Below are 26,955 nucleotides of genomic sequence, written 5' to 3'. Positions count from 1 at the left end.
CCTACCCCTGGCCGTACGGCAAGATGGGGTGTATCTGCCCACTGCCAGATTTCAAGCTGCCGGACGGTTTCTCTTGGCTGAGTTCATTTACACCATGCGCAAGGCGCGCAAAGCGCACGGCGACAAGGTGATCCTCGACGACGTCACCCTGAACTTCCTGCCGGGGGCGAAGATCGGCGTCGTCGGTCCGAACGGTGCCGGTAAGTCGACCGTGCTGCAGATCATGGCGGGGCTGCAGCAGCCCTCCAACGGTGACGCCTACATCTCCCCGGGCTACAGCGTCGGCATCCTGCTCCAGGAGCCCCCGCTCAACGACGAGAAGACGGTCCTGGAGAACGTCCAGGAGGGCGTCGCCGAGATCAAGGGCAAGCTCGACCGGTTCAACGAGATCGCCGAGCTGATGGCGACCGACTACTCCGACGCGCTGCTCGACGAGATGGGCAAGCTCCAGGAGGAGCTGGACCACGCCAACGCCTGGGACCTCGACGCCCAGCTGGAGCAGGCCATGGACGCCCTGGGCTGCCCGCCCGGCGACTGGCCCGTCACCACCCTCTCCGGTGGCGAGAAGCGCCGCGTCGCGCTCTGCAAGCTGCTCCTGGAGCAGCCCGACCTGCTGCTCCTCGACGAGCCCACCAATCACCTCGACGCCGAGTCGGTGAACTGGCTGGAGCAGCACCTCGCCAAGTACCCGGGCACCGTCGTGGCCATCACCCACGACCGGTACTTCCTGGACAACGTCGCCGAGTGGATCCTCGAGCTCGACCGCGGCCGCGCCTACCCCTACGAGGGCAACTACTCCACCTACCTGGAGACCAAGCAGACCCGTCTCAAGGTCGAGGGCCAGAAGGACGCCAAGCGCGCCAAGCGGCTCAAGGAAGAGCTGGAGTGGGTGCGGTCCAACGCCAAGGGGCGTCAGGCCAAGTCCAAGGCCCGCCTCGCGCGTTACGAGGAGATGGCGGCCGAGGCCGACAAGATGCGGAAGCTGGACTTCGAGGAGATCCAGATCCCGCCGGGCCCGCGTCTGGGCAGCATCGTCGTCGAGGTCAACGACCTCAACAAGGCGTTCGGCGAGAAGATCCTCGTCGACGACCTCAGCTTCACGCTGCCGCGCAACGGCATCGTCGGCATCATCGGCCCGAACGGCGCGGGCAAGACCACGCTGTTCAAGATGATCCAGGGTCTGGAGACCCCGGACTCCGGCGGCATCAAGGTCGGCGACACGGTCAAGATCTCCTACGTCGACCAGACCCGCGCCAACCTCGACCCCAAGAAGACGCTGTGGGAGGTCGTGTCCGACGGGCTCGACTACATCAACGTCGGCCAGGTCGAGATGCCGTCCCGCGCCTACGTGTCCGCGTTCGGCTTCAAGGGCCCGGACCAGCAGAAGCCGACCGGCGTCCTCTCCGGCGGTGAGCGCAACCGCCTCAACCTGGCGCTCACCCTCAAGCAGGGCGGCAACCTGCTGCTCCTCGACGAGCCCACCAACGACCTCGACGTCGAGACGCTGTCCTCGCTGGAGAACGCGCTGCTGGAGTTCCCCGGCTGCGCCGTGGTCGTCTCCCACGACCGCTGGTTCCTGGACCGGGTCGCCACGCACATCCTCGCCTACGAGGGTGAGTCGAAGTGGTTCTGGTTCGAGGGCAACTTCGAGTCGTACGAGAAGAACAAGATCGAGCGGCTCGGCGCCGACGCCGCGCGTCCGCACCGCGCCACCTACAAGAAGCTGACTCGGGGCTGATCGCACCTTGCGCCACATCTACCGCTGCCCCCTGCGCTGGGCGGACATGGACGCGTACGGCCACGTCAACAACGTGGTGTTCCTCCGCTATCTGGAGGAAGCCCGTATCGACTTCCTGTTCCGCCCGGACAAGGACTTCCAGCAGGGGTCGGTCGTGGCGCGCCACGAGATCGACTACAAGCGGCAGCTCGTCCACCGGCACCACCCGGTGGACGTCGAGCTGTGGATCACCGAGATCCGGGCCGCGTCCTTCACCATCACCTACGAGGTGAAGGACGCGGACACCGTGTACGTACGGGCCTCCACGGTCGTCGTGCCCTTCGACTTCGAGGCCCAGCGGCCGCGCCGGATCACCGCGGAGGAGCGGGAGTTCCTCCGGGAGTACCGGGACGAGGCCGCCGAGGAGGAGGCCGTCGCCGCATGACGGTGCTCCATCTCGCCGACGAGACGGAGGCGGCCGACCTCGCCGCCTTCCTCACCCGGCTGCTCCGCTACGACCGCGCGGCCGCGGTACGCCTCCAGGCGGCCGGGACCGCGCTCGCCGTGTTCGGGCGGCCGCCCTCCTTCGAGGTGCTCGCCGTCCGCGCGGTGCGCCTCGCCAAGCCGTACGAGGACGGCCTCGACGCCATCCTCGACGTGACCGTCTCCGCCGGTGAACTGCTGGAGTCGGTGGACGAGCGGGCGGCCACCGCCGCCGTCCCCGCCGCCGTCACCGGGCCCCCGTGGGCCGGGGTGCTGCCGCCGCGCGGCGGCTGGCGGCCCGAGCCGGGGCTGCCCGGTCCGGCCGTACTGCATCGGACCGTTGCCCAGTCGGTCGCCGAATTCCGGTCCCGTACCGAGGAGTTGGCGCCCGAGCTGCGCACCCGGGCCGAGCTGGACCGGATCGGGCGGGAGATCTGGTCCCGCGAGGTCGGCCCGACCCGGCTCCCGGTGCGAGCCGTGCACGCGGCGCACTCGCTGGGCTTCCTTCGGCCCCCCGACCCCGACAGCGCCGAGGAGACCGGCCTGTTCGCCTCCGGGGCGTGGCTCCGGCTGCGCACCCCCTACGGGTCGATCGCCGTACGCCGCGCCGGACTTGGTGCGCTCGGCGTCACGGTGCGCTGAACCCGCCCCCCAAATCCCCGCCTACTCCGCCGTGTTGACCATCGAGGCGGCCGCGTACGTCAGGTAGTTCCACAGCGTGCGCTCGTGCTCCTCGGACAGCTCCAGCTCGTCCACCGCGTCCCGCATGTGCTTGAGCCAGGCGTCGTGCGCGGCCCGGTCCACGGCGAACGGGGCGTGCCGCATCCGCAGCCGGGGGTGGCCGCGCTCCTGGCTGTAGGTGGTGGGGCCGCCCCAGTACTGGATCAGGAACAGGGTGAGCCGCTCCTCGGCCGGGCCCAGGTCCTCCTCCGGGTACATGGGCTTCAGCAGGGGGTCCTCGGCGACGCCCTCGTAGAAACGGCGGACGAGCCGGCGGAAGGTCTCCTCCCCGCCGACCTGCTCGTAGAAGGTCTGCTCCTGAAGCGTGCCACGTCGGATCTCGTTCACCCGTCCATGGTCTCAGACCACAGGGCCCAGGACTCAAGGCGTAGGACCGGCCGACACCCGCCCGCGGATCGTGCCTACTGTGGACATATGGGCGCCTACGACTCCGAGCTGACCGCCGTGGCCGCCGAGGCGCGGGCCGCGCTGATCCGGCTGATCGACCACGACGGTGCCTGGCGGACGGACCCCGTGTGGCGGGAGGCGTTCGCCGAGGTGCCCCGGCATCTGTTCGTGCCGTACTACTACGTCGGCGTCCTCGGCGGCTACGAGCGGCACGCGGCCGACGACCCCGATCCGGCCGGGCGGGAGCGCTGGGCGCGCGGCGCCTACGCGGACGCCCCGCTGGCCACCCGGCTGCACGACGGCGAGCTGGTCTCCTCCAGCAGCCAGCCCTCGCTGATGGCGCGGATGCTGGTCGCGCTGGGGGTCCGGGACGGCGACCGGGTGCTGGAGGTCGGCACCGGCACCGGCTACAACGCGGCCCTGATCGCCCACCGCCTCGGCGACGACTCCCTGGTCACCACGGTCGACATGGAGGAGGAGATCACCGGGCCCGCCGCGCGCAACCTCGCCAGGGCCGGGTACGACCCGGTGGTGGTCACCGGCGACGGGGCGCACGGGGTGCCCGCGCACGCGCCCTACGACCGGATCATGGCCACCTGCATGCTGCCCACGGTGCCGCGCCCCTGGATCGCCCAGTGCGCGCCCGGCGCCCGGATCATCGCCCCGCTGAACAACGGGCTGCTCGACCTCACCGTCGACGACTCCGGCCGCGCCGAGGGCCGCTTCCTGCGCACCGGCGCCTACTTCGTGCCGCTGCGCGGGGAGAGCCGCGCGCCCGCCGAGCCGGTGTCCACGCGGGGACTGCCGGGGCGGGCGCGGGACCAGGAGTCGTTCCGCTTCCTGCTGGGGCTCGTCCGGGGCGCGCTGGAGCCCTCGGCGGCGTACGCGCTGTGGGAGGGCGCGGGCATGCCGGGCCGCGAACGGTACGGCGTCACGGTCAGCGGCCCCCGCGCCTGGGCCTGGCTGGACGACCCGGAGGGCCGCCACGCCTGGCCGCTGCCGTGACTGCCTCGGGGCTCAGCCCCGGCGGACGGTGATCGTCGTCCAGGCGCCCACGTGCACCCGGTCGCCGTCCTGGAGCGGTACCGGCACGAACGGCTGGATCGGCTCGTCGGAGCCGTTGACGGTGGTGCCGTTCGTCGAGTTCTGGTCGACGACCGCCCAGCCGCCGTCCGGCTGCTGCACCAGCACCGCGTGCTGGTGGGAGACACCGGGGTCCTCCGGCGGCACCGACAGGTCGACGTCGGGGGTGTCGCCGGTGGAGTGCCTGCGGCGGCCGATGGTGACCTGGTTGCCGGTGAGCGTGCGCTGCTGCTCGGGGGAGTACGCGGGCAGGTTCAGGCCCGCGGCCTCGGGGCCGGAGCGCTGCATCATCGCCATGAAGTAGTCGCGGTCCGGGCCGATGGTCGCGGTCCAGGTGGCCGGTCCCTGCGGGCTCTGCGGAGCCTGCGGGTAGCCCTGCGACTGGCCGGTGCCGGGCTGCTGCGGGTAGCCGTAACCGCCGCCCTGGTTGCCCGAGGGGCCGTTCGGCGGCGGCGGGGAGATCACCCAGTCGTCGTCGGCGAAGGACGGGCCTCCGGCCGGGGTACGCCCGCTCTCCGGCGGGAAGCCGGTCGGCGCGGACGGGCCGGACGGCGGGGGAGCCTGCCGGGAGGGAGCCGCGCCGAAGGCGGAGGACTCGCGCCCGAAGGGAGCACCCTGCCCGGCGGGACCGTTGGGGCCGCCGGGGGCACCCTGGTTGCCGGGCCCGCGCTGGCCGTCGAAGCCACCGGGAGCACCGGGGCCACCGGGTCCGCGCTGGCCGCCGAAGTCACCGAAGTCACCGGAAGCGCCGGGGCCGCCAGAGCCGCCAGGGCCACGCTGGCCACCGAAGTCACCGGAAGTACCTGGGCCACCAGGACCACCGGGCCCACGCTGGCCACCGAAGTCGCCCGAAGCACCCGGACCACCCGGCCCGCGCTGACCGCCGAAGTCACCGGAAGCACCCGGCCCCCCAGGTCCGCCCTGGTTGCCCGGACCGCGCTGGCCTCCGAAGCCGCCCGCAGCCCCGGGGCCGCCAGGACCACCAGGACCGGTCGGGCCACCAGGACCGCTGGGGCCGCTCGGACCACCGGGACGACCGGGACCCCCCGGACCGCCGTAACCGGGCCCACCAGTGCTGCCAGGTCCACCCGGACCCCCGGGCCCGCCAGGAAGGCCGGGCTGCCCCGGCCCCCCCTGCTGACCAGGACCGGAACCAGGGCCGGAAGGACCGGAAGGACCCGGCCCGCCGGGACGGCCGGGCTGGCCCGGACCCTCGTCGAACCCCGGCGGAGGCCCCTGGCGGCGGTTGCCGAAGGGGGAGGGGCCGCCCGTGGTGGGCGGCGGGGAGGCCGGACGGCGCTCGGCGCCGAACGGCGTCGGGCCCGAGGGCTCGGTGTCGAACGGGGGTATCGGCTCGGCGGGCCGGTTCACCTGCGAGGGCCGCGAGCCCTGGTACTCGTACCCGTCACCGCCGCCGCCGAAGGGCTGGCTCGGCGGCTGGTAGCGGGGCTGCTGCTGCCGGGGCGGGGCCGCCGGGGTGTACGAGGTGGCGGTGTTGGTCAGGAAGTTCCACCGGCACTCCTCGCAGAAGGGCGCGCCGCCCTCACGGGGCGTACGGCACTGCGGGCACAGCTCGGCCTCCCCGCCGGACGCGGGGCGGGGCGGCGGGAACCCGTAGCCGCCGCCGGACGGGGGCGGGGGCGGAGGCACGGCACCGGCCATGCGGTGACCGCAGACCTCGCACCAGTCGTCGGAACCCGACTGGTGTCCGTTCGGGCAGGTCGGCATGTCGGTGGTACCCCTTCTGCTGAGGTATCGGTGTCTACAGGGGCCCTGTCGCCAGGGTCACTTCACTTCTTGACGCGAACAGTCTTCGTGGACCGGGTCTCGAGAGTCATCTCGTCGGCCTCCGCGACCTTCGCCTTCAACCGCACAGTACCGGTCGGGGCGTCGACCACGTCCACCACCTTCGCAAGCAGTTTCGCAGTATCGGCGTTCCCCGACACCCCCGCGAGCTGAACGGCACGTCCCAGTTTGGCCGTTGCTCCATCCATATCGCCCGCTTTGCGAAGGTCGAGACCTTCCTGGATGGCCTGTGCCAGTTCGGCCTGGCCGGTGTAGTGGGCCACTTGGGAGTTGAGCGAGGTCGAGGCCGCCATGTCGTCGGTCCACACGGCCCGTACGAGACCCTGGGCGCCGAGGTTCTGTACCTCTCTGTCCGGTTGGGCCGCCACCAGGGAGACGCGCGCGGCCAGCATCTCCTGGCCCACTCCGGCCGCCGGGACCTCCACACAGAGGTGGTAGTCGCGGGACTCGTCGCCCCAGGAACCGGTGGGGTAGTCCCCGGCGCGCGGGCCCGCCTCGGTGCGCCGCTCGGTCAACTCCTCGACCGTGGGCGCCACTTGCTTGACGAACTTGATGGTCGCGCCGAGCGGCGTCCACACCCGCAGGGCGACGTCGGCGACCTCCTTGCCCATCGTCGACTCCATGATCCGGGTGAAGTCGTCGGTGAGCTGGGCCGGGTCGGCGACGATGTCGGCGGTGCCGAGCAACGCCGAGGCGATGCCTGTGACTTCTTTCACTTCCCAGTCGGTGCCCACGCCCCGCGCGTCACAGGTGAACCGTCCGGCACACGCGTCGAGGGTGTCCTTCAGCTCCGCCGCCGACTCGTGCTCGTTGCGCCCGTCGGTCAGCAGGATGCCGTGCCGGATCGACACGTCCGCCCCGGCCAGCAGTCGGTCCGCCAGCCGCAGCCAGGTGCCGATCGCGGTGCCGCCGCCCGCGCTCAGCCTGCGCAGCGCCTGCTTGGCCTGGGCGCGGGTGGTGGCGTCGGCCACCGCGAGCCGCCCGCCGCCCGGATAGACCTCGCGGGCCACATGGGTGCCGTCGACGATCCCGAAGTGCGTCCCGTCGCGCAGGGTGTCGACGGCGGCGGCCGTGGCGTTCCGGGCGTTGCGCATCTTGGTCGGCGGGTAGTCCATCGAACCGGAGCAGTCCACCATGAGGACCACCGCGGCCGAGGCGGCCGGTGCCGCGGCGGTCGTACCGCCGCCGGTGGCCGTCACGGTCACGATGGCGTTGACCTCGCGGCCGTTCTCCGGCAGGAACTCGTTCTGGTAGACGTCCACCGCGAACCGCGGACCGCCCGGTCTGGCGAAATTGGCCATGCTGGTTCACATCCCCCTCGGACACGCCCCGCTCCCCGCGAGGCGGTGCGATCGGGCGGACCGGTCCCCTCCGCGTCCGCCCGTCCTTTCCCGTGCCTGTCCGTGCTTCCCTGCGCTTCCCCGTGCGCGAGGCCCCCGCGCCGTCCGGCGCGACAACGGCCTCAGGCCGATCCTGCCCCCTGCGGCGGCGCGGGGAACGGCACGACGGCCACTGTTACGTTGTCGTGGCCCCCGGCGTCCAGCGCGTGCCCCACCAGTACCCGCGCGGCGTGCAGCGGGCGGGCGGCCGCGTCCGGCGGCAGCACCTCGGCCATCTCCTCGGGCGTCTCGGCGTAGTTCCACAGCCCGTCGGTGCATACCAGCACCACACCGGACCGGTCGGGCTTGAACGACGCGGTGTGCGGCTCCAGTTCATACGCGTCGGCGCCGAGCCAGCCGGTGATGGCGTGGGCCCGCTCGTCGGCGTACGCCTCCGCCTCGTTCATCAGGCCGGCCGCCACCATCTGGGCCGCCCAGGAGTCGTCCTCGGTCAGCCGGGCCGCGGGCGCGGAGCGGTCGTCCGGCACCCAGTAGGCGCGGCTGTCCCCGACCCAGCCGACCACCAGCAGGCCGGAGGCGACCACCGAGGCGACGATCGTGCAGGCCGGGGCGTTCTGGTGCGGGGCGTGCTCGCGGGCGCCGTCGGGCTGCTCGGCGAGCGCGTCCACGGCCTTCGCGGCCGCCACGATCGCCTCGTGCATCGCCGCCTGCGGATGCGTGCCGCGCGGCAGGGCGGCCAGCAGCACGTCACCCGCCGTACGGGAGGCGGCGGTCGACGCCTCGTCGGGGCGGGTCGCGGAGGACACGCCGTCGCAGACCACGGCGAGGGTGGCGGGCGAGCCGTCGGGCAGCGCGGTGTGCGCCACGGCGAAGTCGTCCTCGTTGCGGTGGTGGCGCAGGCCCCGGTCGCTGATCGCGGCCACCGGACCCGACTCCCGCTCCATGTGGTCGCGTTCGCGGGGCTGGGCGTGCCCGCAGTTCTCGCAGTAGCCGTCGCCGTCCACCCGGCCCGCGCGGCAGGCCACGCACACCTGCGCGGCGGCGGCCTCGGTACGCGGGTCGGGGGCCTGCAGCGGGTACTCGTCGGGCTCGGTGGGCTCCGTCGGCTCGGTGGGTTCCGTGGGCTCGGTGGGTTCCGTGGGCTCGGTCGGCTCGCTCAGGTCGGCGCGCCGGTCGAAGCGCACCCCGGACGCGGCCGGTTCGGGTACGTGCAGCGGGGAGCCGCCGGAGTCGGTGCCGGGCACGTCCGCGGCCCGGTGGGCGCGCGGCTCGGTGCTGCCGGTGGTGACCGGCTCCGGCTCGGGCCAGTCGACGTCCCCGTCCGGCGCGCCGGTCATGGTCAGCGTCGGCTGGTCCGCGGGCGGCGCGGGCACGGCGGACAGGTCGTGTCCGCACGCGCCGCAGAAGAGGTCGCCCGGTTCGAGCGGCTCCGCGCAGCTCGGGCACTTGGGCAGTGCGGCCTGCTGGGGCATCTGTGACATGACTACACCCACGTCCGGGGGCGGTAACGGTTGGCCCGTTCCACCAGTTCGATCCTCTCCTCGCCGCCGGGCGCCAGCCGGGCCAGCGTGCGGTAGGCGCGCTCCAGTCCGAAGCGGAGGCCCCGCTCGTCCAGACCGCTGCCGAGCAGCACCCGCCCGCCGGTGACCGGTCGAGCGGTGTCCTGACCCCTGGAGAGTATCCAGTCCAGGGCGCAGCCGAGGACTTCGGCCGACAACCGCTCGCGTCGCGCCGGGTCCAGCCCGTACGCGTCCAGCGCCTCGACCTGGCCCGCCGCGGCGGTCAGGTCGTCCAGGAACGGTACGTCACCCGCGGCCGCCGTGCGTTGCCGCAGCCGTGCCCGCACCGCCGCGACCCGCGCGGCCGTGTAGTGGATGGACGACTCCGGCACCGACTCCAGGGTCCGTACGGCGCCCGCCCGGTCCCCGCTCGCCAGCCGCACCCGCGACAGGCCGAACGCGGCGCTGACGAAGCTCGGGTCGGTCGCCCACACCAGCCGGTAGTACTCGGCGGCGTTGTCCAGCTGGCCCAGCACCTCCGCGCACAGGCCGAGCGCCAGCTTGGGCGCGGCCTCGCCGGGAAAGGCGTCGTAGATCGCGTCGAAGGCGAGCGCGGCGCTCTCGAAGTCGCCGGTGACCAGGGCGGCCACGCCCCGGTACCAGACCACCCGCCAGTCGTCGGGCCGTTCCCCGTCCAGTCGGGCCAGCGTCGTCCGCGCGGCCTCCCGGTCGCCGTGCTCCAGCAGGGCGCGCACCCTTCTCAGCCGGGTCTCCACGCTCTGGCCCGGTGCCGCCTCCAGGGCGCTGAGCAGCTCGCCCGGCGCGGAGGCGACGAGGCCCGCGAGGAAACCGGCGTCCGGGTCGTTCGGGTCGACCAGCGGCACCGGCAGCGCCAGCGCGGCGGCCGGGATATCGACCGGCCTGACCAGCGCGGGTGGCAGGCCGGGCGGACGCCCCGGTCCGGGCAGCGCGCGGGCGCCGAGCCGGGACACGTCCCCGTCCAGCGCCGGGAACAACTCGGTGTCCGTGACCCGGACTTCGGGCCCGAACAGCGTGGACAGCGCGGGCCGGGCCTGCCCGGTGCTCAGCGAGACGACCTCGCGGAGCACGCCGGTCAGCTGATCGGCCATCTCCTGCGCGGAGGCGAACCGGCGGGCCGGGTCGGGGTCGGTGGCGCGGACCAGGAAGCGGTAGAAGGACTCGTAGCGCTGGAAGACCTCGATGGTGTCCGGGTCGGGCAGCGAGTCGGAGTGGACGGTGGTGTAGCCCTGGAAGTCGAAGGTGAGGACGGCCAGGGTGCGGCCCACCGTGTACAGGTCGCTGGCCGGGGAGGGGCCGACGTCGGCGACCTCGGGGGCCTGGTAGCCGACCGTGCCGTAGATCGCGGACTCCTCGTCGTCCACGCGGCGCACGGCGCCCATGTCGATCAGCTTGAGCTGGTCCTCGCTCTGGATGGCGTTGTCGACCTTGAAGTCGCAGTACAGCAGGTTGCGGCTGTGCAGATGACCGAGCGCCTCCAGCGCCTCGATGCCGTACGCGCACGCCTGCTCCACCGGCAGCGGGTCCCGCCTGCCGTCCGGGGTGCGGCGGCCGTTGGCGATCTCCTTCAGCGACTTGCCGCCGACGTACTCCATGACGATGTAGCCGTCGAGCGAGCCGGTGCGCTGGTCCAGGTGCTCGACGAAGTTGTAGATCCGCACGATGCCCGCGTGCTCGATCTCCGCCAGGAACCGGCGCTCGGAGATCGCCGCCGCCATCGCGTCCTGGTCACCGGTGTCCAGCAGGCCCTTGAGCACCACCCAGCGGTCGGACACCGCCCGGTCCACCGCGAGGTAGATCCAGCCGAGCCCGCCGTGCGCCAGGCACCCCGCCACCTCGTACTGCCCGTGCACGATGTCCCCGGCGCGCAGCTTGGGCACGAAGGAGTACGGGTGCCCGCACTTGGTGCAGAACCCCTCGGTGCGGCCCGGCCGTTCGCCGCGCGCCCGGCCCACCGGCGCCCCGCAGTCCGAGCGGGAGCAGTACCGCTTGCGCTCGGGCACCTGCGGGTCGTCCAGCACCATCGCGCGCGGGTCGGGCCTCGGCACCTGCGGCACCACCACCAGACCGGCGCCCAGCCGCCCGCGCCCCGACGGTCCGGACGCCGAGCCCGAGCCGCGCACCGACACCGAACGGCCGCCCGACTTCCCCGACACCGAGCGGGACAGCCGCCCCGACACCGAGCGCCGGGAGCGGGCGGACTGCGAGGAGCTGCGGGTGGCACCGCCGTTGATCCCGGTCGGCGCCGAGCCGACCGAACCCACCGGCTCCGGGGCCGGCGCGGCCTTCGGGGAGACCACCGGGGCCAGCCCGCAGGTGTCGCAGTACAGCCCGCCGCCGCCCATGTCCTCGTAAGCGCCCGCGCAGTCCGGCCGCTGGCAGGCACGCCGTTCCTCGCTCACTCCCCGTCCCCCTTGCCGTCCTCGGGCGCGTACTGCTCCGGGACCCTCGGCGGGGCCAGCAGTTCGGCCGCCGCCTGCTGGTAGCGCAGCACCGCCTGTTCGGCCACGCGCAGATCGCAGGGCGCGCTCCACAGCATCCGGCGGGCCGCGTCGTACCGCTCGATCAGCAGCCGGTCCTCGGCCAGGCCGTGCCGGGTGACCTTCGCGCGGTAGGCGTCCAGGCGGCCGCGCAGCTCGGCGCGGACCGCGAGCGGCGCGGTGACGGCCGTCAACGACTCGCGGGCGCGCAGCAGTTCGTCCTCCGCCCGCTGCTCCAAGGACTCCAGCAGCGGGGACAGGCGGTGCCAGCGGGCATGGCGGCGGTACTCCGCCGCCGTGGCCAGCTGTTCCTGCAGCACGGTCGGCGGGCCGCTGACCACCGGGACCTCGGTCGCGGCGATCTTCGCCAGCACCTCCCCGCGCGCGGTACGCGCCTCGGCCAGGGTGCGGTCGGCGCGGGAGAGCACGTCCCGCAGCCGGATCAGCCGCTCCTCGGCGTCCTGCCGGACGGTGAGCACCGCCTCGATCTCCCGGCGCACGTCCTCAAGGGCCCGCGCCTCCCGGTCGTACACCGTGGTGTCCGGGCGGCCGCCGCCGGGCGCGGAGCTGCCCCCGGCCGGCACCCAGTGCGCGAGCGGATCGCGGACGACCTCCTCGCGCAGCGCGGTCAGCGTGGCGGTGATGCCCTCCAGGTCGTCCCCGGAGGGGTGTTCGCCGGGACGGACGCCGACGGAGTGCGCCAGCCTGCGGGTGCGCTGCAACTCGGCGGCCAGCAGGTCGATGCGGGCGGGCAGCGCCGACCACACCGCGTCGGCGGCCACCACCATGTCCAGCGAGGACGCGTACAGCTCGTTCATCCGGTCCACCAGCGCGGCCAGCGTGAAGCTCTCGCTGAGCACGGCCGAGCCCGAGGCGCCGCCCGCCACCGTGACCGACTCCCCGCGCAGCAGACCGGTCAGCTCCACCAGGTCCTCCCGGCTGGACCAGCGGCGCCGGGCGCGGATCTCACGGGCCTCGCGCACGGCGGCCGTGTACGCGTCGAAGCAGGTCCACAGCAGGGTGATCGACGCCTCCGTGGCGGCCCACCGCTCCTTGGTGACACCGGTCAGCTCGGCGCCCTCGAGGAGGCGGCGCCCGGCATGGTCCTGGAGCGCGAACAGCGAGGTCTCGATGGCCTCGTGCTCCTGGCCGAGCCGCGCCAGCGCACGGTCCACCTCGTCCCGGTCCATCACCGGCCCGGCGGGGTCCGTGACGCCCATCGATCACCTCTCGCTGCTGTGTGGTCGGTATGGCCCGTGCGTGCTTCGCTCTAGCTCTCGCGCAGGTACTTCGGGGCGGGCGGTCTGGAGGAGCGCGCGTCCTTGCCCAGTGTGGCCGACAGCCACTTGTCGTACGACGCCTGCCAGCCGTCGGCCCGGTAGTCCACCAGGACGCGGTTGACGCGGCGTACGAGGTCGGTGGCGTCCTTCTTCATCGCCACGCCGTAGTACTCGGTGGTGAACGGCTTGCCCAGCACCCTCACCGTGGGGTCCTGCGCGGCCTGGCTGGCGGCCAGCGCGCCGTCGGTGACCACCGCGTCCGCCTCGCCCAGCTGGAGCCGCACCAGGCAGTCCAGCTGGTTGGGGACGGTCGCGGAGAAGTCGGTGGTGGCGGGCAGCGTCCCGCTCGCGCGGTCCGCCTTCAGCTTGCCGTAGGCGGTCGAACCGGCCGCCGTGCAGACCCTCTTGCCGGCCAGCGTGCCGTCGTAGCCCTTGATGGCGGAGGCGTCGGGGACGAGGAGCTGCTGGCCGGTCTTGAAGTAGGGGGCGGAGAACGCCACGTCGCGCAGCCGGTCGCAGGTGATGGTCATCGTGCGGACCACCATGTCGACCGTGCCTTCCTGGATCGCGGGGATGCGCTGGCTGGTCGGGATCGCCTTGAACTGGACGTCGTCCGGGCTGCCGAGGATGTCCTTCGCGATGCGGTGCACCAGGTCGATGTCGAAGCCCTCCAGCTCCGCGCCCTCGGTGTTGGGGTTCCGGTAGCCCCAGCGGTAGCTGTTCTGGTCGATGCCGACGACCAGCTTGCGCTTGTCGCCCTTGCGGGCCTTGATGGCGTCGATGGTCGGGCCGTCCGCGCCGGACGGGGAGGGCGTACGGTCCTGCGCCGCGCTCTCCACGCAGTCGTCCGCGCGGGCCGGGCTGCCCGTGACCAGGCTCCGGCCCGCCGGTCCCGCACCGGTCGCCGGGTGCGCCTGGGTACGGGGCAGCAGCAGCACGAACGCCAGTGCCAGCGCGCACAGCACCGCCATCGCGCCGACCCCGCCCCAGCCGCGCAGCCGGGTGCGCGTCCGCGCCGCCTCCATCGCCAGCCCCCCTGTCACCGGTACTCCGAAAGCCTGCGCCCGATGCCGAACACCGCGCCCGCCGCGCCCAGCACGCCGAGCACGGCCGCGCCCTCGGGCAGCCCGGCCATGGCGTCGCGGCCGTCGGCGGCGGCCCGGTCGAACTCCGTCTGCTCATGGCCGAGGGCGCGGGTCAGGCTGCCGTCCACGCCGTCGAAGGCCGCGCCGGTGGTGTCGTCGGCGCCGATCACCTGGTCCAGCGCGCGCTGGTAGTTGCCGCGCTCGTCCTCGGTCCGGGCCGCCTTGTGCCGCTTCTTCCACTCGGCCGAGTCGCCCAGGGCCGAGTCGACCGGCGCGCCGCCCTTGTCGTCGTCGGCGAGCCGCCGCGCCTCGGTGAGCCGGGTCTGAAGCGTGCCGAGGTCCCGGTCGAAGGCGTAGTAGTACGCGTCCTGCTTGACGCCGTTCACCTCCACGGTCTCCGCTCCGCGCGCCACCAGGCTCAGGTTCTCGTTGCCGCGCGCCTTCAGGGCGGCGATCTGGGCGTTGTGCAGCACGTTCAGTGAGCGGATTCCGTGGTCGTAGGAGCCGAACAGGCCGGAGCGGGCCACGGTGTGGCCGACGACCAGCCACAGCAGCACCACGACGGTCGCGGCCGACGCGGCGACCAGACCGTGGTTCAGGACGCGGTTGGTGCGGCGGTAGTCCCGGTACTGGGCCAGCCCCAGCGCGGCCAGCGCCAGCAGGCCGAGCGCGATCGCCGCCCAGGGGTAGGGGGTGGCGTCCGCGTAGTCGGCGTCCAGCCGCTGGTTCTCCTTGGTGTACAGGTCCTGGGCGGCCGGGAGCATCTCCGTCTGCATCTTCTCGTTGGCGTACCGCAGATAGGCGCCGCCCACCGGGTAGCCCTGGCGGTTGTAGACGCGGGCCCGCTCGATCAGGCCCTTGTACTCGGGCAGCAGCCGGTTCAGCTTGCGGACGGTGGCCTCGGAGGGGGAGCCCGGCTCGGTGTCGGCGGCGGCGCGGATCAGGCCGGAGGCGGCGGTACGGATGTCGTCCTCGTACCGCTCCCGGTTCGCGGTGGTCTCCCGCGGGCCCGCCAGGAAGCCGGTGGACGCGGCGGTGTTGGCGTCGGCCAGCGAACGGTAGATGGCGGCCGCACCCGAGCTGAGCGGCTGGCTCCGGGTCAGCACGTCGTCGGCGGCGGTCGCCCGCTCGCCGCTCTGCCAGGCGGTGACGGCGCCGAACGCGACGACCAGCAGGGCGAGTACGGCCCCGATGACCCGCAGCCGCCCCGGCTCGGTGGTCGCGGCGTCCCGCAGCCGCTCGGCGCCCTCGACGAACGCGGTGCGCCGCACGGGCGGCAGGCCGGAACCGCCGCGCTGGGCGGGGATCGTAGCGGTGGCAGAGGTGGCCGGTGGTGCGAACGCGGCTCTGCTCTGCGGCGGTTGTGTCACCCGACCTCCCCCATGGTCATCCGTTGGCCGCCAGTATCGCCGCCCCCGCCCCCCTTCGCACCAGCCTTCACCGCATCTTGATCGGATCGGGCAGAGAAGCGGGCTCTACCCCCTCTGTCCAGGAACACGCCGTACCATTCCCCGACGGTTCCCCACCGGTCATCACTGGGAGAACGAACACGCCATGTGGCCCGAACTGATCGCGACACTGCCCGAATCCGCGCCGCCCGCCTCCGAGGCCGCGCTCGCCGACTGCGCCACCGCGCTCGGGCACCCGCTGCCCGCCGACCTCACCGGGCTGCTCGCGGCGGCCGACGGCGTCACCGACGAGTACGGCACCGAACTCGTCTTCTCCGCCGAGCGGATCGCGGCGGAGAACCTGGCCCTGCGCGGCGGCGCCGGGTTCGCCGAGCTGTACAGGCCGTTCGACCCGCTGGTCTTCTTCGGCGAGACCGGCGGCGGTGACCTCTTCGCCCTCCTCGCCCGCATCGACCGGCCGGATGTGTTCGTCTGGGACCACGAGACCGACAGCCGTACCTGGGTCGCGCGGAGCCTCGCCGACTACCTGGAGCGGTCGGTCAGCGGGGCGCTCGACCGGTAGCCGACTCCCAGTGCGCGCGGGCCCGCGCCTGGGCGCCGGGCGGGGAGCCGAGGTGGTCCAGGCCCAGCAGGGCCGCGCCCAGGACGGGGGGAGCGGCCACCAACTGGACCTGTGCCAGGGGGGCTTGGGTGGCGAGGCGGGTGCGGATGCCCTGGTCGAGCTGGGAGTGGCCCGCCGTCAGGACGCCGCCGCCCAGCAGGACCGGGGTCGGCTCGCCGAGGAGGTCCAGGCGGGTCAGGGCGACCGTGGCCATCAGGGTCACCTCCTCCGCCAGCCGGTCGACCAGGGAGCGGGCCACCGGGTCGCCGTCGGCCGCCGTGGCGAAGAGGACCGGGGTCAGTTCGTGACGGCGGTCCCCGGCGAGGTGGCCCAGGTGCAGGGACTCGACCAGGGCGGCCGTCGTGGGGAGGCCGAAGTGGGCCGGGAGCGTGCGGGCCAGCTCGGTCGGCCCGCCCCGGCCGTCCTCCGCGCGGGCCGCGTGCCAGAGGGCGTCCTCGGCCAGACCCCAGCCACCGCCCCAGTCCCCGGAGAGTCTGCCGAGCGCCGGGAAGCGTGCCGTACGGCCGTCGGGGCGCATGCCGACGCAGTTGATCCCGGCCCCGCACACCACCGCCACGCCACGCGGCTCGGACACCCCCGCGCGCAGGATGGCGAAGGTGTCGTTGCGCACCTCCACCGAGCCACCCCAGGCCCGCGCGGTCACCGCCGCCGCCAACCGCTCCTCCTCCACCGGGAGATCGGCGTTGGCCAGGCAGGCGGAGACATGGGAGACGGACCCGACCCCCGCCTCTTTCAGCGCCCGCTCCACCGGTACGGCGAGCGCGTCCATCGCCCGGTCCACGCCGACCGCCGGTGGCCGGAAGCCCCCGCCGCGTGCCGTCGCCAGCACCTCGCCGACCGCGCTCACCACGGCCACGTCGGTCTTGCTGTTGCCCGCGTCCACGGCGAGGACGGTCCCGGTCAGGCCCACGCGAGGTGCTCCCGGTTGTGCGCGAGGAGGAGGTCGGTGAGCTTCTCGGCGTACGCGTACTGACCGACCAGGGGATGCGCCAGCAGCGCCCGGAACACCCGCTCCCGGCCACCGCGCAGGGCCGCGTCCAGCGCGAGTTCCTCGTACGCCGTCACGTTCGCCATCAGCCCCCCGAACAGCGGGTCGACGCCCGGCACCGGAAGCGGCTTCGCCCCCGCCGGGCCCACCGCGGCGGGCACCTCGATCACCGCGTCGTCGGGGAGGAACGGCAGCGTGCCCCCGTTGACCGTGTTCACCACCTGGTACGGGCTGCCCCCGCCGCCCAGCAGGGCCGCCGCCACGTCCACGGCCGCCTCCGAGTAGAAGGCCCCGCCGCGCCGGGCCAGCAGCGCGGGCTTCTCGTCCAGTGCCGGGTCGGCGTACATCGCCAGCAGCTCCCGTTCCAGCGCCGCGACCTCGGCCGCCCGCGAGGGCTTCACCCGCTGCTCACCCACCACCTCGTCGTGCAGGTAGTAGTAGCGCAGGTAGTACGACGGGATCGCGCCGAGGCGCTCCAGCAGCGGGCGCGGCAGTCGCAGGTCGGCGGCGACCGCGTCGCCGTGCTCGGCCAGGAGGCGGGGGAGGACGTCCTCGCCGTCGGGACCGCCGAGGCGGACGGCGGTCTCCCAGGTGAGGTGGTTGAGGCCGACGTGGTCGAGGTGGACCTCGCCCGGCTCGGTGCCGAGCAGCGCGGCGAACTTCCGCTGGAGCCCGATCGCCACGTTGCACAGGCCGACCGCGCGGTGCCCCTCCTTCAGCAGGGCGCGGGTGACGATGCCGACCGGGTTGGTGAAGTCGATGATCCACGCGTCCGGGTTGGCCCGCCGGACCCGCTCCGCGATGTCCAGGACCACCGGTACCGTGCGCAGCGCCTTGGCGAGGCCGCCCGCGCCGGTCGTCTCCTGGCCCAGGCAGCCGCACTCCAGCGGCCAGGTCTCGTCCCGCTCGCGTGCCGCCTGCCCGCCCACCCGGAGCTGGAGCAGCACGGCGTCCGCGCCCGCCACCCCGGCGTCCAGGTCGGAGGTGACGACGACCCGGCCCTCGTGCCCCTGCCGGGCGAAGATACGGCGGGCCAGACCGCCCACTAGCTCCAGCCGGTCCGCCGCCGGGTCCACCAGCACCAGCTCGGTCACCGGCAGCGTGTCCCGCAACCGGGCGAAGCCGTCGACGAGTTCCGGGGTGTAGGTCGAACCTCCGCCGACCACGGTCAGTCTCACGGGCGAACTCCCTCGCGTACGACGGGCTCCTCGGGCAGCAGGAACCTAGGCGCAGGCAGGAGAGTCCGTCAACGAAGCGCGCCTCTACTTCACCGGAGGCTTAGGGGTGGTCAGCGGGTTGCTCGCCAGGGACTGCGGGGAGGTGGAGTTGGCGAACGCCGAGGGCGCGGCGACGGTGGCCGAGGGGTCCGGGGTGTCCTCCGCCGGGACCACGGCCGTGGCACCGCCGACGATCGGGATGCTCGCCTTGTCGAAGGCCCGCTTGATCCGCCAGCGCAGCTCACGCTCGACCGACACCGACTTGCCCGGCATGGTCTTGGCGGAGACCCGGATGACCATGGAGTCGATCAGCACGCTGTCCAGGCCGAGCACCTCGATGGGGCTCCAGAGCAGCTCGTTCCACGGCTCCTCCTTGCCCATCTTCTCGGCGACCTCGTCCAGCACGGACTTGACCTTGTCCAGGTCCTCACCGGCGCGGACGGTGACGTCCACGTTGGCGGTGGCCCAGCCCTGGGAGAGGTTGCCGATGCGCTTGACCTCGCCGTTGCGGACGTACCAGATCTCGCCGTTGTCGCCGCGCAGCTTGGTGACGCGCAGGCCGACCTCGACGACCTCGCCGGTCGCCACCCCGGCGTCGATGGTGTCGCCGACCCCGTACTGGTCCTCGATGATCATGAAGACGCCGGACAGGAAGTCGGTGACCAGGTTCCGGGCGCCGAAACCGATCGCGACACCGGCGACACCGGCCGAGGCGAGCAGGGGCGCCAGGTTGATGCGGAAGGTGGAGAGCACCATCAGCGCGGCCGTGCCGAGGATGGTGAAGGACGCCACCGAGCGCAGCACCGAGCCGATGGCGGCCGAGCGCTGACGGCGCCGCTCGTTGTTGACCAGCAGCCCGCCGAACGCCGTGTGGTCCACCGCCTGCACGGTGCGGTTCATCCGCTCGATCAGCTTGGTGATCGCCCGGCGCACCACCGCGCGCAGCGCGACGGCGATGACCACGATCAGCAGGATCTGCAGCCCCATCGCCAGCCAGGTCGACCAGTTCTGCTCCACCCAGCTCGCCGCGTCCGCCGCGTTCTGCTGGGCGTCCTGGAGCGAGGGCACGGCCGGGTCCGAGCCCGATGGCGAGGGAGACGGCGAGGCTCCGGCGGCCAGCAGGGCGACGGGCAGGGACACGGCGGGTACCTCCATGGTGCTGCGGTCCGCTCCGGCGGGGGCGGGCAAGGTCACGGAAAGGTCACCGGAGGGACAGAACCACCACACTAACGGGGCATCGCGCGCCCACTCGCCGCTTCACCGGAGGCCACCTGCCCCGACCGCGCCTGAACAGGCCCTGCCGAGCGCGGGACACCGCTCATGTGGTCGAAAACACTTCGAGCCCGTTACCGGCACATGGTGGCGCTCGGAGCAGGCATGAGGGGAGACTGAACCAGATCGTCCCGGCGCGAGCCACGCGCCGCCGACGCCCAAGGAGGCCCCTGTGCCGCATGTCCTGGTCCTCAACGCGTCGTACGAGCCCCTCGGCGTCGTACCGCTCCGCCGCGCGCTCGTCCTCGTCCTGGAGAACAAGGCCGTCTCCCTCGAGGAATCCGGCGCCTATCTGCACAGCGCGTCCGTCACAGTCCCCGCACCCAGCGTGGTCCGGCTCAAGCGTTTCGTGCGGGTTCCCTACCGGGGGCCCGTTCCACTCACCCGGCGCGCGCTGTTCGCTCGGGACGGGGGCCGGTGCATGTACTGCGGCGGCATCGCGACCAGCGTCGACCACGTCATCCCGCGCAGCCGCGGCGGCAAGCACGTCTGGGACAACGTGGTGGCCTCCTGCCGCCGCTGCAACCACGTCAAGGCCGACCGGCACCTGGTCGAGCTGGGCTGGCGCCTGCGCCACCAGCCCGCCCCGCCCACCGGCCTGGCCTGGCGCATCATCGGCACCGGCCATAGGGACCCGCGCTGGCTGCCCTACCTGCAGCCCTACGGCGCGGACGCCGCCCTGGCCCGGATCGACGGCATCTCCGCCTGACGGTCCGGGCCTTCGCACACCCCGTGGCGGGCCCCGCACGCCCGGCCACGGGAGGTCAGCCTCCCGGGCGCTCCGGGCGCGCGCCGCGCAGCGCGTACAGCACGGTCCCCAGCGCGAAGGCGGCCAGCGCGGCGGCCCAGGCCCCCGGCTGCGGGCCGGGCTGCACCGGCCACGCCCACACCGTGGCGGCCCGGCCGCGCGCGCCGGAGGAGACCAGGCAGACGGCGGACACGTACGCGAGGGCGGGCAGCCAGCTCAGGCGCGCCCCGACGACCACGGCCGCGAGCGCGGTCACGCCCACGCAGCCCAGCGTGTTGCGGATCATCGCCGGGGCCCCGAAGGTCTCCGCGTGCCCGGCGACGGCCGGCGGCAGCAGCGCCGAGGCGAGCACGGTCAGGGTGAGAAGGTGCGCCAGCCGCCGCGGCCACCAGGGGCGTACGGCCGTACGGTCCAGCTCGGCGGAGTCGGAGTGCAGGCTCGCCCCGATCACGGCGGCGACCGCCAGCGGGGCCAGGACGATCACGGGCGTCCGGCGGGCCGGGTCCAGGAAGGCGTCCTGAGCCCCGGCCGCCCACACGGCGGCAACGGCGGTCGCGGCCAGCGCCGCCAGGGCCAGGGGGAGGGAACGGGAGCGGACGTAGAGCACGAGGCCGGGATTCACAGGGAAGGCACCCCCGCGTCGTCGCAGGCCGCGCGGGCCGTGAAGTAGGCGGACAGCCAGACCCGGCGCCGCTCCTCGTCCATGCCCGCCAGCTTCGCCCGGGCGGCCAGGCTCGCGCGGAGGTGGGCGCGCTCGGCCGCGTCGCCCCTGGCCTCGATGGCGTCGAATTCGCGGTAGGCCGGATTCGGCGCGAGATACGACATCACGGCGTCGTCCGCGAACGCCACCCGCTCGGACTGGCGCTCGCACTCGCCCCGGTTCATCAGTGCGGCGACCGCCTCGTACGCGTACTGGTCCGGACGGACCAGCCGCCCCCGGACGAGCGCCCAGCCGACCGGTGTCAGGATCGGCAGCTGTGCCTCACCGGAGCGCGGGCCGTTCTCCCGGTCCGCCCAGCGCACCGGCAGCCCCTCGACGCCCCGGAGTCTGCCGGTGATCCCGGACAGCGCGGTGGTGACCTGTGGAAGCACGGCCCCGTACCGGGCGTTGACACAGATCGCCGGGGTCGTGGACGTGTCGCACACCTGTCGGCGCAGAAGCGGGTCGGCCTGCCATGTGGCGTCCCCGCCCTGCACGAGCAGCGCGGCCCCCGTGAGGGCGGCGGCCAGCGGCAGCAAGGCGGTCGCCCGGCGCCGGGCCGCGTACGCCAGGGCGACGGCGAGGGCCAGGCCGAGCGTCCAGGCGGCCATGGCGAGCGGCTGCCACCACACGGGCCAGCTGCCGTTCAGCGTGAACGAGGCCGGGTCGAGCGGCTGGACGCCGTCATGCGGCACCACCCCGGCGAGCCCCGCGTACCCGGCCACGCCCAGCAGCGGGGCCGCGAGCAGGCTGGGGACGATCCGGCCCACCACGTGTCCCAGCAGCACCGCCGCCATCAGCGCGGCGGTGTCTCCCGGCACCAGGATCAGGTGCGGATGGTCACCCGGGGAGTACGGCCAGGTGGCGAGGGACGCGCAGGCGACGACGAGCAGGTAGCCGACGGCCACCCAGAGGGCGACCGGGACGGCACTGGCCAGCAGCCTGGTCAGAGGCGGGCGGACGGCCGTACCCCACAACTCCTCGGTGCGCCGCCGCCGCTCGCGGCCGCCGTGCCAGCAGCCGGCCGCCGCGGCGACCGGCACCGCCATCAGCAGACCGTCGTGCATCCGGCCGGCGGTCTCCGCCCAGTCGCCCTGCCATGTCCGGGCGGTGGCGATCATCATCACCCCGACCGCCACCATGACGGCGATCCCGGCGAGCGGTGGGAATCCCCGGACGGCCTCGGCGCGCAGCGGATGCGGGGCCGCCTTCGGCGTCGCCGCGGTGAGGGTGTCGGTCGTGGTCGTCACACCGTCTCCCGCGCGTCCGGGGCGCCCTGCGCACGGTGGGCCCGCAGCGCCGCCGTGTAGCCGCGCTCGATCGGGTGGTCGCCGGGGCCGTCGGAGGCCTCGCCGAGCCGGGTCAGGGAGGCGGGGGTGCCCTGGTAGGCGATCCGGCCCGCGTCCAGCAGGGTGACCTCCGTGCAGGCGGCGGCCACGTCCTCCACCAGGTGGGTGGAGACCACCACCGTGGTCGAGGCGCCGAGTTCGCGCAGCAGCTCGCGGAACTCCACCCGCTGCTCGGGGTCGAGCCCGGCGGTGGGCTCGTCCAGCAGGAGCACGCTCGGGTCGTTGACGACGGCTTGGGCGATGCCGACCCGGCGGACCATGCCGCCGGACAGCGTCCGGATCTTGGCGTCGGCACGGTCGGTGAGGCCGACGCGCCCCAACGCCCGCTCCACGGCGGCCGGGACCCGGTCGGCCGGGACCTCCTTCAGCCAGGCCACGTACGCCACGAACTCCCGCACGGTGAAGGCCGGGTAGTACCCGAACTCCTGCGGCAGATAGCCGAGCCGCCGCCGGATCTCGGAGCGCTCGCGCTGGTCGGCGCTGTCGTGGCCGAGCAGCTCGACGCCGCCGCCCGAGGGGCGGGCCACGGTGGCGAGCACCCGGATCAGCGAGGTCTTCCCGGCGCCGTTCGGCCCGAGCAGGCCATGGACGCCGGTGCCCAGCTCCAGATCGACGGAGTCGAGGGCGACGGTTCTGCGATGCCGGACCCGCAGGCCGGTGACGCGGATGGACAAGGGAAACCCCCAGAGGTCTGTATCAAGTGCGGTCGTACGCGATCAAGTGCGGTCGTACGTGCTCAAACGCGGTCGTAGGCGCTGCGGCGGGCCGCCAGCAGCAGGGCGCCCAGGGCGACCGCGGCCGCCCACGCGGACTGGGCCGGGGCGCCGTCCAGGCACCAGGCCAGCCGCTCGGTGAGCCGGGTGAGGACCTGGTCCGCCGGGGCCCCGGGCGCGGGCGCCACCACCGCGCACAGCCAGCCGCCCGCCGTCAGGGCGGACGCGGTACGGAATCCGGTGAGCGGGCCCAGCGCCAGGGTGGCCAGCGTCAGCGCCAGCCCCGGCAGCAGCCACGCGGCGGCGGCCGGGACGCCGGAGGCGGGCAGCAGCAGCCCGGTGAGGGTCAGCACCGGCAGGCTCACCCCGAGCACGGCCGCTGTCCGGGTCAGGGCCAGCCGGAGGCCGCCGCCCGGTGTGGAGGCGGTCAGCTCGTACAGCGGGTCGGCGTGCGGGCCGTAGGACAGGGCGACCCCGGCCACAGGCACCACCGGGGCGAAGGCCAGCAGCAGGGTGTGCGCCTCCGGGGCGCCGCCGAGGTGGCCCAGCAGCAGCGCGGCCCCGGCCACCAGCAGCAGGGCCGCCGACCAGGCACCGCGCACGGCGGGCCCCACCGCCCACAGCAGCCTGCTGAACCGGGTGGCGCCGGTCGCCGACCCCCGTACGGCGACCGGCGCCACCTCCGGCACGGCGGCGGCCAGCACCGCGGCCCGTACGTCCATGAGCACCGGGCCCGCCGCCGTCCCGCGCACCGCCTCCGAGACACGGGACGCGCACCCCGTGCAGGTCTCCAGGTGCTTCTCCAGGGACCAGGCGTCCGGCTCCGGCAGGGAGCCGTCGGCGTACCGGGCGGCCAGGGCGTCGCCCACGTGCCACTGCTTGCTCATGCCGGGCCTCCCAGCGGGGACGGGTTCAACTGGGCCAGCGCGGCCCGTAGTTCGGTACGGGCACGCCGGGCGCGGGACTTGACCGTGCCCTCGGGTATGCCGAGCAGCCGGGCCGCCTCACGGGTGGTCAGGCCGTCCACCACCGTCGCGCGCAGCACCTCGCGCAGCTCGGGGGAGATCCGGTCCAGGGCGGTGCCGACATCGCCGTACTCCAGAGCGGCCAGCACCCGGTCCTCCGCGGACGGCGCGAGGGCGGCCGCCTCCGGCTCCGGCACGGTCCGCGCGGCCCGCTCCTGGGCGCGGTGGGCGTCGACCAGGCGCCGGGCCGCGATCGTCCACAGCCAGCCGCCCGCCTCCTCGCCCCGGTGCGCGGCGGCCGAACGCCACACCGTGACGAAGGTGTCCTGGAGCACCTCCCGGACCACCTCCGGATCGGCGCAGCGCCGGGCCAGCCGGGCGTGCAGCCACCCCGCGTGCCGGTCGTACAGGTCGGCCAGCGCCGCCTGGTCGCCCGCCGCGACGGCCCGCAACAGCGCACCGTCGCTCTTCTCCCGGTGGCCCCCCATGGGGCGGAACAGTCTCACACCCCCTCTATCGCCCCGCCCCCGAGCGATGGATCACTCCCGCGCGCGGGCGTGGCCTCCGCGTCTCTGGGTAGGGCTGGGTAATCCGGCAAAACGCACCCGCCCCCCGTGACACCCCGTGACAAAGGAGGCTCTCGTGGCCGCAGCGGTTCACCTGTTCCTGCCCGCCCAGTGGAAACCCGAGGCGGAGACGCCCGCCGACTGCGCGTTCAGCGCGGAGAGCGCCTGCGTGGAGGCCCCGCTCACCAGCGAGCCCCCGCTGCCCGGCGCCGAGCCGCTGACCAGCGAGCCCCCGCTCGCCGAGATCGTCCCGCTCACCGGTGACGCCGACCCCGTCCCGGTCCGCTTCGGCCCGGCCGAGTAGATGGCCCCGGCGCTGGAGGACGAAGAGCTGCGCGCGCTCGCGGAGCTGCACGGCGTCGCCACCTCGTACAGCCCCGCCCCGGAGATCGTCGTCGCGGTGCCCGCCGCCGCCGTGACCGCCGCCCTGGCCGCCCTGGACATCGACGCGAGCACCCCGGCCGCCGTCCGCGCCGCGCTCGCCGAGCGGGAGCGCGAACTGCGGGAGCGGCTGCTGCCGCCCACCGTGGTCCGCTGGACCGGCCAGCCCGTCGCGGGCACCGGCACGCCCGCCCTCCCCGACCCCTTCGAGGTCCTGCCGCCCGGCACCCGGCTCGAGATCGACACCGAGCAGGGCGAGCGGCACACCGGCATCGACGACCTGCCCACCGGCGTCCACCACGTCACCGCCACCGCGCCCGACGGACGCACCGGCCACGCCCATCTCATCGTCGCCCCCGAGCGCCTCCCGGCCCCCACGGGCCGCTCCTACGGCCTGCTCGCCCAGCTCTACTCGGTGCTCTCGCACCGCTCCTGGGGCATGGGCGACCTCGGGGACCTCGCCGAGCTGGCCGCCTGGGCCGGACGCACCCACGGCGCCGGATTCGTGCAGGTCAACCCGTTGCACGCGGCCGTACCCGGCGCCCCCACCGACCCCTCCCCGTACCGCCCCTCCTCCCGGCGCTTCCCCGACCCGGTGCACCTGCGCGTCGAGGACATCCCGGAGTACGCCTACACCGAGCTGAACCCCGGCTTGCGCGAGCGGGCCGAGCGGCTGCGCGCCGACGTGCTCGACAAGGGCGCCCTCATCGACCGCGACGCGGTGTGGGAGCTGAAGCGCCAGGCACTGGAACAGGTCGTACGGCTCCCGCTCGGCCCCGGCCGGCAGGCCGCGTACGACGCCTTCCGCGCGGAGGAGGGCCAGGCGCTGGAGGACCACGCCACCTGGTACGCCCTCGCCGAGGAGCACGGCCCCGACTGGCGGACCTGGCCCGAGCCGCTGCGCGACCCCCGCTCCGCGGACACCGCGCGCGCCCGCGCCCGGCTCGCCGACCGGGTCGAGTTCCACACCCGGCTCGCCTGGCTCACCGACGGGCAGCTCCGCGCCGCCCAGCGGGCCGCTGAGGAGGCCGGGATGCCCATCGGGATCGTGCACGACCTCGCGGTCGGCGTGCATCCGGTCGGCGCCGACGCCTGGTCCCAGCAGGACCACTTCGCCGCCGGGATGTCGGTCGGCGCCCCGCCCGACGCCTTCAACGCGCGCGGCCAGGACTGGGGCCTGCCGCCCTGGCGCCCCGACCGGCTCGCCGAGTCCGGCCACGCCCCCTACCGCCAGCTGCTGCGCGCCCTGTTCCGCTACGCGGGCGCGCTGCGCATCGACCACGTGATGGGCCTGTTCCGGCTCTGGTGGGTCCCCGAGGGCAGCCCGCCCACCGACGGCACCTACGTCCGCTACGACGCCGAGGCGATGCTCGCCCTGCTCGCCCTGGAGGCGTCCCGCGCGGGCGCGCTGGTCATCGGCGAGGACCTGGGCACCGTCGAGCCCGGCGTACGGGAGACGCTCCAGCGGCGCGGGGTGCTGGGCACCTCCGTGCTGTGGTTCGAGCGGGACTGGACCGGCGACGGCCGCCCGCTGCCCCCCGAGGGCTGGCGCGAGGACTGCCTGGCCACCGCCACCACCCACGACCTGCCGCCCACGGCGGCCCGGCTCACCGGCGAACACGTCGACCTGCGCGAGAAGCTCGGCCTGCTCATCAAGTCCGGCGCCGACGAACGGGCGGACGCGGTCGCGGACACCGCCGAGTGGCTGGCCCTGCTCGGCAGCCTCGGCCTGCTGGACACCCCGGCCGCCGGGCTGCCCGGCAGCGACGAGGAGGCCGAGATCCAGGGCTTCCACCGGTTCCTGCTGCGCACCCCGGCCCGGCTGGTCGGCGTCTGGCTCCCGGACGGCATCGGGGACCGGCGCCCGCAGAACGTGCCCGGCACCTGGGACCAGTACCCGAACTGGCGCCTGCCGGTGTCCGACCCCCAGGGGCGTCCGGTGCCGCTGGAGGAGCTGACCGCGTCCCCGAGGCTGGGGGCGCTGCTGGCCTCGGTGCGGGCGGGGCTGGGGCACAGCGGGCCCTGAGAGCCCGCAGGGGCCGCGCGTACGGGCACCCCGGACGCGCGGCCCGTACGGCAGTTCGC

At 74.2% G+C, this 26,955-nt stretch carries 24 protein-coding genes; 8 read left to right on the top strand and 16 right to left on the bottom strand.

Annotated elements, in window-relative coordinates; translation table 11 throughout:
• Positions 1-73: 73 nt before the first annotated feature.
• From ettA to ACIPPM_RS11205, 3 genes are read left to right on the top strand one after another with little or no spacing between them, the layout of a single operon-like run.
• Complete coding sequence (ettA, locus tag ACIPPM_RS11215) at positions 74-1,738, top strand: energy-dependent translational throttle protein EttA (RefSeq protein WP_401445774.1); 1,665 nt, start codon at positions 74-76, stop codon at positions 1,736-1,738.
• 7 nt (positions 1,739-1,745) lie between these two features.
• The gene (locus tag ACIPPM_RS11210; RefSeq protein ID WP_401445772.1) at positions 1,746-2,162 is read left to right on the top strand and encodes an acyl-CoA thioesterase; all 417 of its coding nucleotides are present in this window, start codon (positions 1,746-1,748) and stop codon (positions 2,160-2,162) included.
• On the top strand, positions 2,159-2,842 hold the full coding sequence (locus ACIPPM_RS11205) for a hypothetical protein (RefSeq protein ID WP_401445770.1): 684 nt from the start codon (positions 2,159-2,161) through the stop codon (positions 2,840-2,842). Before ACIPPM_RS11210 ends, ACIPPM_RS11205 begins: the two co-directional genes overlap by 4 nt.
• Positions 2,843-2,863: 21 nt before the next feature.
• On the opposite strand, the gene ACIPPM_RS11200 is transcribed toward ACIPPM_RS11205, so the two are convergent.
• Positions 2,864-3,268: a globin gene (locus tag ACIPPM_RS11200; RefSeq protein WP_393606892.1), complete on the bottom strand. Its 405-nt coding sequence runs from the start codon at positions 3,266-3,268 to the stop codon at positions 2,864-2,866.
• Between the two features lie 87 nt (positions 3,269-3,355).
• Here ACIPPM_RS11200 and ACIPPM_RS11195 point away from each other — a divergent pair, with 87 nt between their 5' ends.
• The gene (locus ACIPPM_RS11195) at positions 3,356-4,333 is read left to right on the top strand and encodes a methyltransferase domain-containing protein (RefSeq protein WP_401445768.1); all 978 of its coding nucleotides are present in this window, start codon (positions 3,356-3,358) and stop codon (positions 4,331-4,333) included.
• Positions 4,334-4,345: 12 nt separating this feature from the next.
• On the opposite strand, the gene ACIPPM_RS11190 is transcribed toward ACIPPM_RS11195, so the two are convergent.
• The 7 genes from ACIPPM_RS11190 to ACIPPM_RS11160 all read right to left on the bottom strand — a co-directional run bounded on the left by ACIPPM_RS11190 (position 4,346) and on the right by ACIPPM_RS11160 (position 15,310).
• Positions 4,346-6,139, bottom strand: a complete 1,794-nt coding sequence (locus tag ACIPPM_RS11190) for an FHA domain-containing protein (protein WP_401445765.1) — start codon at positions 6,137-6,139, stop codon at positions 4,346-4,348.
• Positions 6,140-6,201: 62 nt separating this feature from the next.
• A complete protein-coding gene (locus ACIPPM_RS11185) occupies positions 6,202-7,518 on the bottom strand; it encodes a VWA domain-containing protein (RefSeq protein ID WP_401445762.1) in 1,317 nt (438 codons plus the stop codon).
• A 161-nt stretch (positions 7,519-7,679) separates the two neighbouring features.
• On the bottom strand, positions 7,680-9,038 hold the full coding sequence (locus ACIPPM_RS11180) for a PP2C family serine/threonine-protein phosphatase (RefSeq protein ID WP_401445759.1): 1,359 nt from the start codon (positions 9,036-9,038) through the stop codon (positions 7,680-7,682).
• 2 nt (positions 9,039-9,040) lie between these two features.
• Positions 9,041-11,440, bottom strand: coding sequence for a tetratricopeptide repeat protein (locus ACIPPM_RS11175; protein WP_401446440.1), 2,400 nt, complete (start codon positions 11,438-11,440; stop codon positions 9,041-9,043).
• Positions 11,441-11,493: 53 nt separating this feature from the next.
• Positions 11,494-12,795 carry a hypothetical protein gene (locus tag ACIPPM_RS11170; protein ID WP_401445757.1) on the bottom strand — a complete coding sequence of 434 codons (1,302 nt, stop codon included), beginning with the start codon at positions 12,793-12,795 and terminating at the stop codon, positions 11,494-11,496.
• 50 nt (positions 12,796-12,845) lie between these two features.
• On the bottom strand, positions 12,846-13,880 hold the full coding sequence (locus ACIPPM_RS11165) for a glutamate ABC transporter substrate-binding protein (protein ID WP_401446437.1): 1,035 nt from the start codon (positions 13,878-13,880) through the stop codon (positions 12,846-12,848).
• 14 nt (positions 13,881-13,894) lie between these two features.
• Positions 13,895-15,310, bottom strand: coding sequence for a hypothetical protein (locus ACIPPM_RS11160; protein ID WP_401445754.1), 1,416 nt, complete (start codon positions 15,308-15,310; stop codon positions 13,895-13,897).
• A 184-nt stretch (positions 15,311-15,494) separates the two neighbouring features.
• On the opposite strand from ACIPPM_RS11160, the gene ACIPPM_RS11155 reads away from it, so the two are divergent.
• The gene (locus ACIPPM_RS11155; RefSeq protein ID WP_401445751.1) at positions 15,495-15,911 is read left to right on the top strand and encodes an SMI1/KNR4 family protein; all 417 of its coding nucleotides are present in this window, start codon (positions 15,495-15,497) and stop codon (positions 15,909-15,911) included.
• On the opposite strand, the gene ACIPPM_RS11150 is transcribed toward ACIPPM_RS11155, so the two are convergent.
• From ACIPPM_RS11150 to ACIPPM_RS11140, 3 genes are all read right to left on the bottom strand, one after another.
• The gene (locus ACIPPM_RS11150; protein WP_401445749.1) at positions 15,889-16,881 is read right to left on the bottom strand and encodes an N-acetylglucosamine kinase; all 993 of its coding nucleotides are present in this window, start codon (positions 16,879-16,881) and stop codon (positions 15,889-15,891) included. The genes ACIPPM_RS11155 and ACIPPM_RS11150 overlap by 23 nt on opposite strands.
• Positions 16,872-18,137: a 6-phospho-beta-glucosidase gene (locus ACIPPM_RS11145; protein WP_401445747.1), complete on the bottom strand. Its 1,266-nt coding sequence runs from the start codon at positions 18,135-18,137 to the stop codon at positions 16,872-16,874. Before ACIPPM_RS11145 ends, ACIPPM_RS11150 begins: the two co-directional genes overlap by 10 nt.
• 84 nt (positions 18,138-18,221) lie before the next feature.
• The gene (locus ACIPPM_RS11140; RefSeq protein WP_401445744.1) at positions 18,222-19,331 is read right to left on the bottom strand and encodes a mechanosensitive ion channel family protein; all 1,110 of its coding nucleotides are present in this window, start codon (positions 19,329-19,331) and stop codon (positions 18,222-18,224) included.
• Between the two features lie 289 nt (positions 19,332-19,620).
• Between ACIPPM_RS11140 and ACIPPM_RS11135 the strand changes: the two genes are divergently transcribed.
• Entirely contained in the window at positions 19,621-20,157 is a 537-nt protein-coding gene (locus ACIPPM_RS11135; RefSeq protein ID WP_388993734.1) for an HNH endonuclease, read from the top strand.
• A 55-nt stretch (positions 20,158-20,212) separates the two neighbouring features.
• Here the strand turns inward: ACIPPM_RS11135 and ACIPPM_RS11130 are convergent, their stop codons facing one another.
• The 5 genes from ACIPPM_RS11130 to ACIPPM_RS11110 form a co-directional block, all read right to left on the bottom strand.
• Positions 20,213-20,818, bottom strand: a complete 606-nt coding sequence (locus ACIPPM_RS11130; RefSeq protein ID WP_401445741.1) for a hypothetical protein — start codon at positions 20,816-20,818, stop codon at positions 20,213-20,215.
• Entirely contained in the window at positions 20,815-22,146 is a 1,332-nt protein-coding gene (locus tag ACIPPM_RS11125) for a hypothetical protein (RefSeq protein WP_401445738.1), read from the bottom strand. The genes ACIPPM_RS11130 and ACIPPM_RS11125 overlap by 4 nt, the downstream gene beginning before the upstream one ends.
• Entirely contained in the window at positions 22,143-22,919 is a 777-nt protein-coding gene (locus tag ACIPPM_RS11120) for an ABC transporter ATP-binding protein (RefSeq protein ID WP_401445736.1), read from the bottom strand. Before ACIPPM_RS11120 ends, ACIPPM_RS11125 begins: the two co-directional genes overlap by 4 nt.
• Positions 22,920-22,981: 62 nt before the next feature.
• Positions 22,982-23,845 carry a zf-HC2 domain-containing protein gene (locus ACIPPM_RS11115; RefSeq protein WP_401445734.1) on the bottom strand — a complete coding sequence of 288 codons (864 nt, stop codon included), beginning with the start codon at positions 23,843-23,845 and terminating at the stop codon, positions 22,982-22,984.
• Positions 23,842-24,411: an RNA polymerase sigma factor gene (locus tag ACIPPM_RS11110; RefSeq protein WP_401445732.1), complete on the bottom strand. Its 570-nt coding sequence runs from the start codon at positions 24,409-24,411 to the stop codon at positions 23,842-23,844. The genes ACIPPM_RS11115 and ACIPPM_RS11110 overlap by 4 nt, the downstream gene beginning before the upstream one ends.
• Before the next feature lie 154 nt (positions 24,412-24,565).
• On the opposite strand from ACIPPM_RS11110, the gene ACIPPM_RS11105 reads away from it, so the two are divergent.
• Positions 24,566-24,793 carry a hypothetical protein gene (locus ACIPPM_RS11105; RefSeq protein ID WP_393598710.1) on the top strand — a complete coding sequence of 76 codons (228 nt, stop codon included), beginning with the start codon at positions 24,566-24,568 and terminating at the stop codon, positions 24,791-24,793.
• Positions 24,794-26,896 (top strand): 4-alpha-glucanotransferase, encoded by a 2,103-nt coding sequence (malQ, locus tag ACIPPM_RS11100; protein ID WP_401445731.1) that lies wholly within the window; start codon positions 24,794-24,796, stop codon positions 26,894-26,896. It abuts the gene before it with no gap.
• Positions 26,897-26,955 lie beyond the last annotated feature (59 nt).

It is taken from the genome of Streptomyces sp. NPDC090119 (assembly GCF_044747085.1).
Taxonomy (GTDB): Bacteria; Actinomycetota; Actinomycetes; order Streptomycetales; family Streptomycetaceae; genus Streptomyces.
This window is presented reverse-complemented; position numbering and strand designations above follow the sequence as displayed.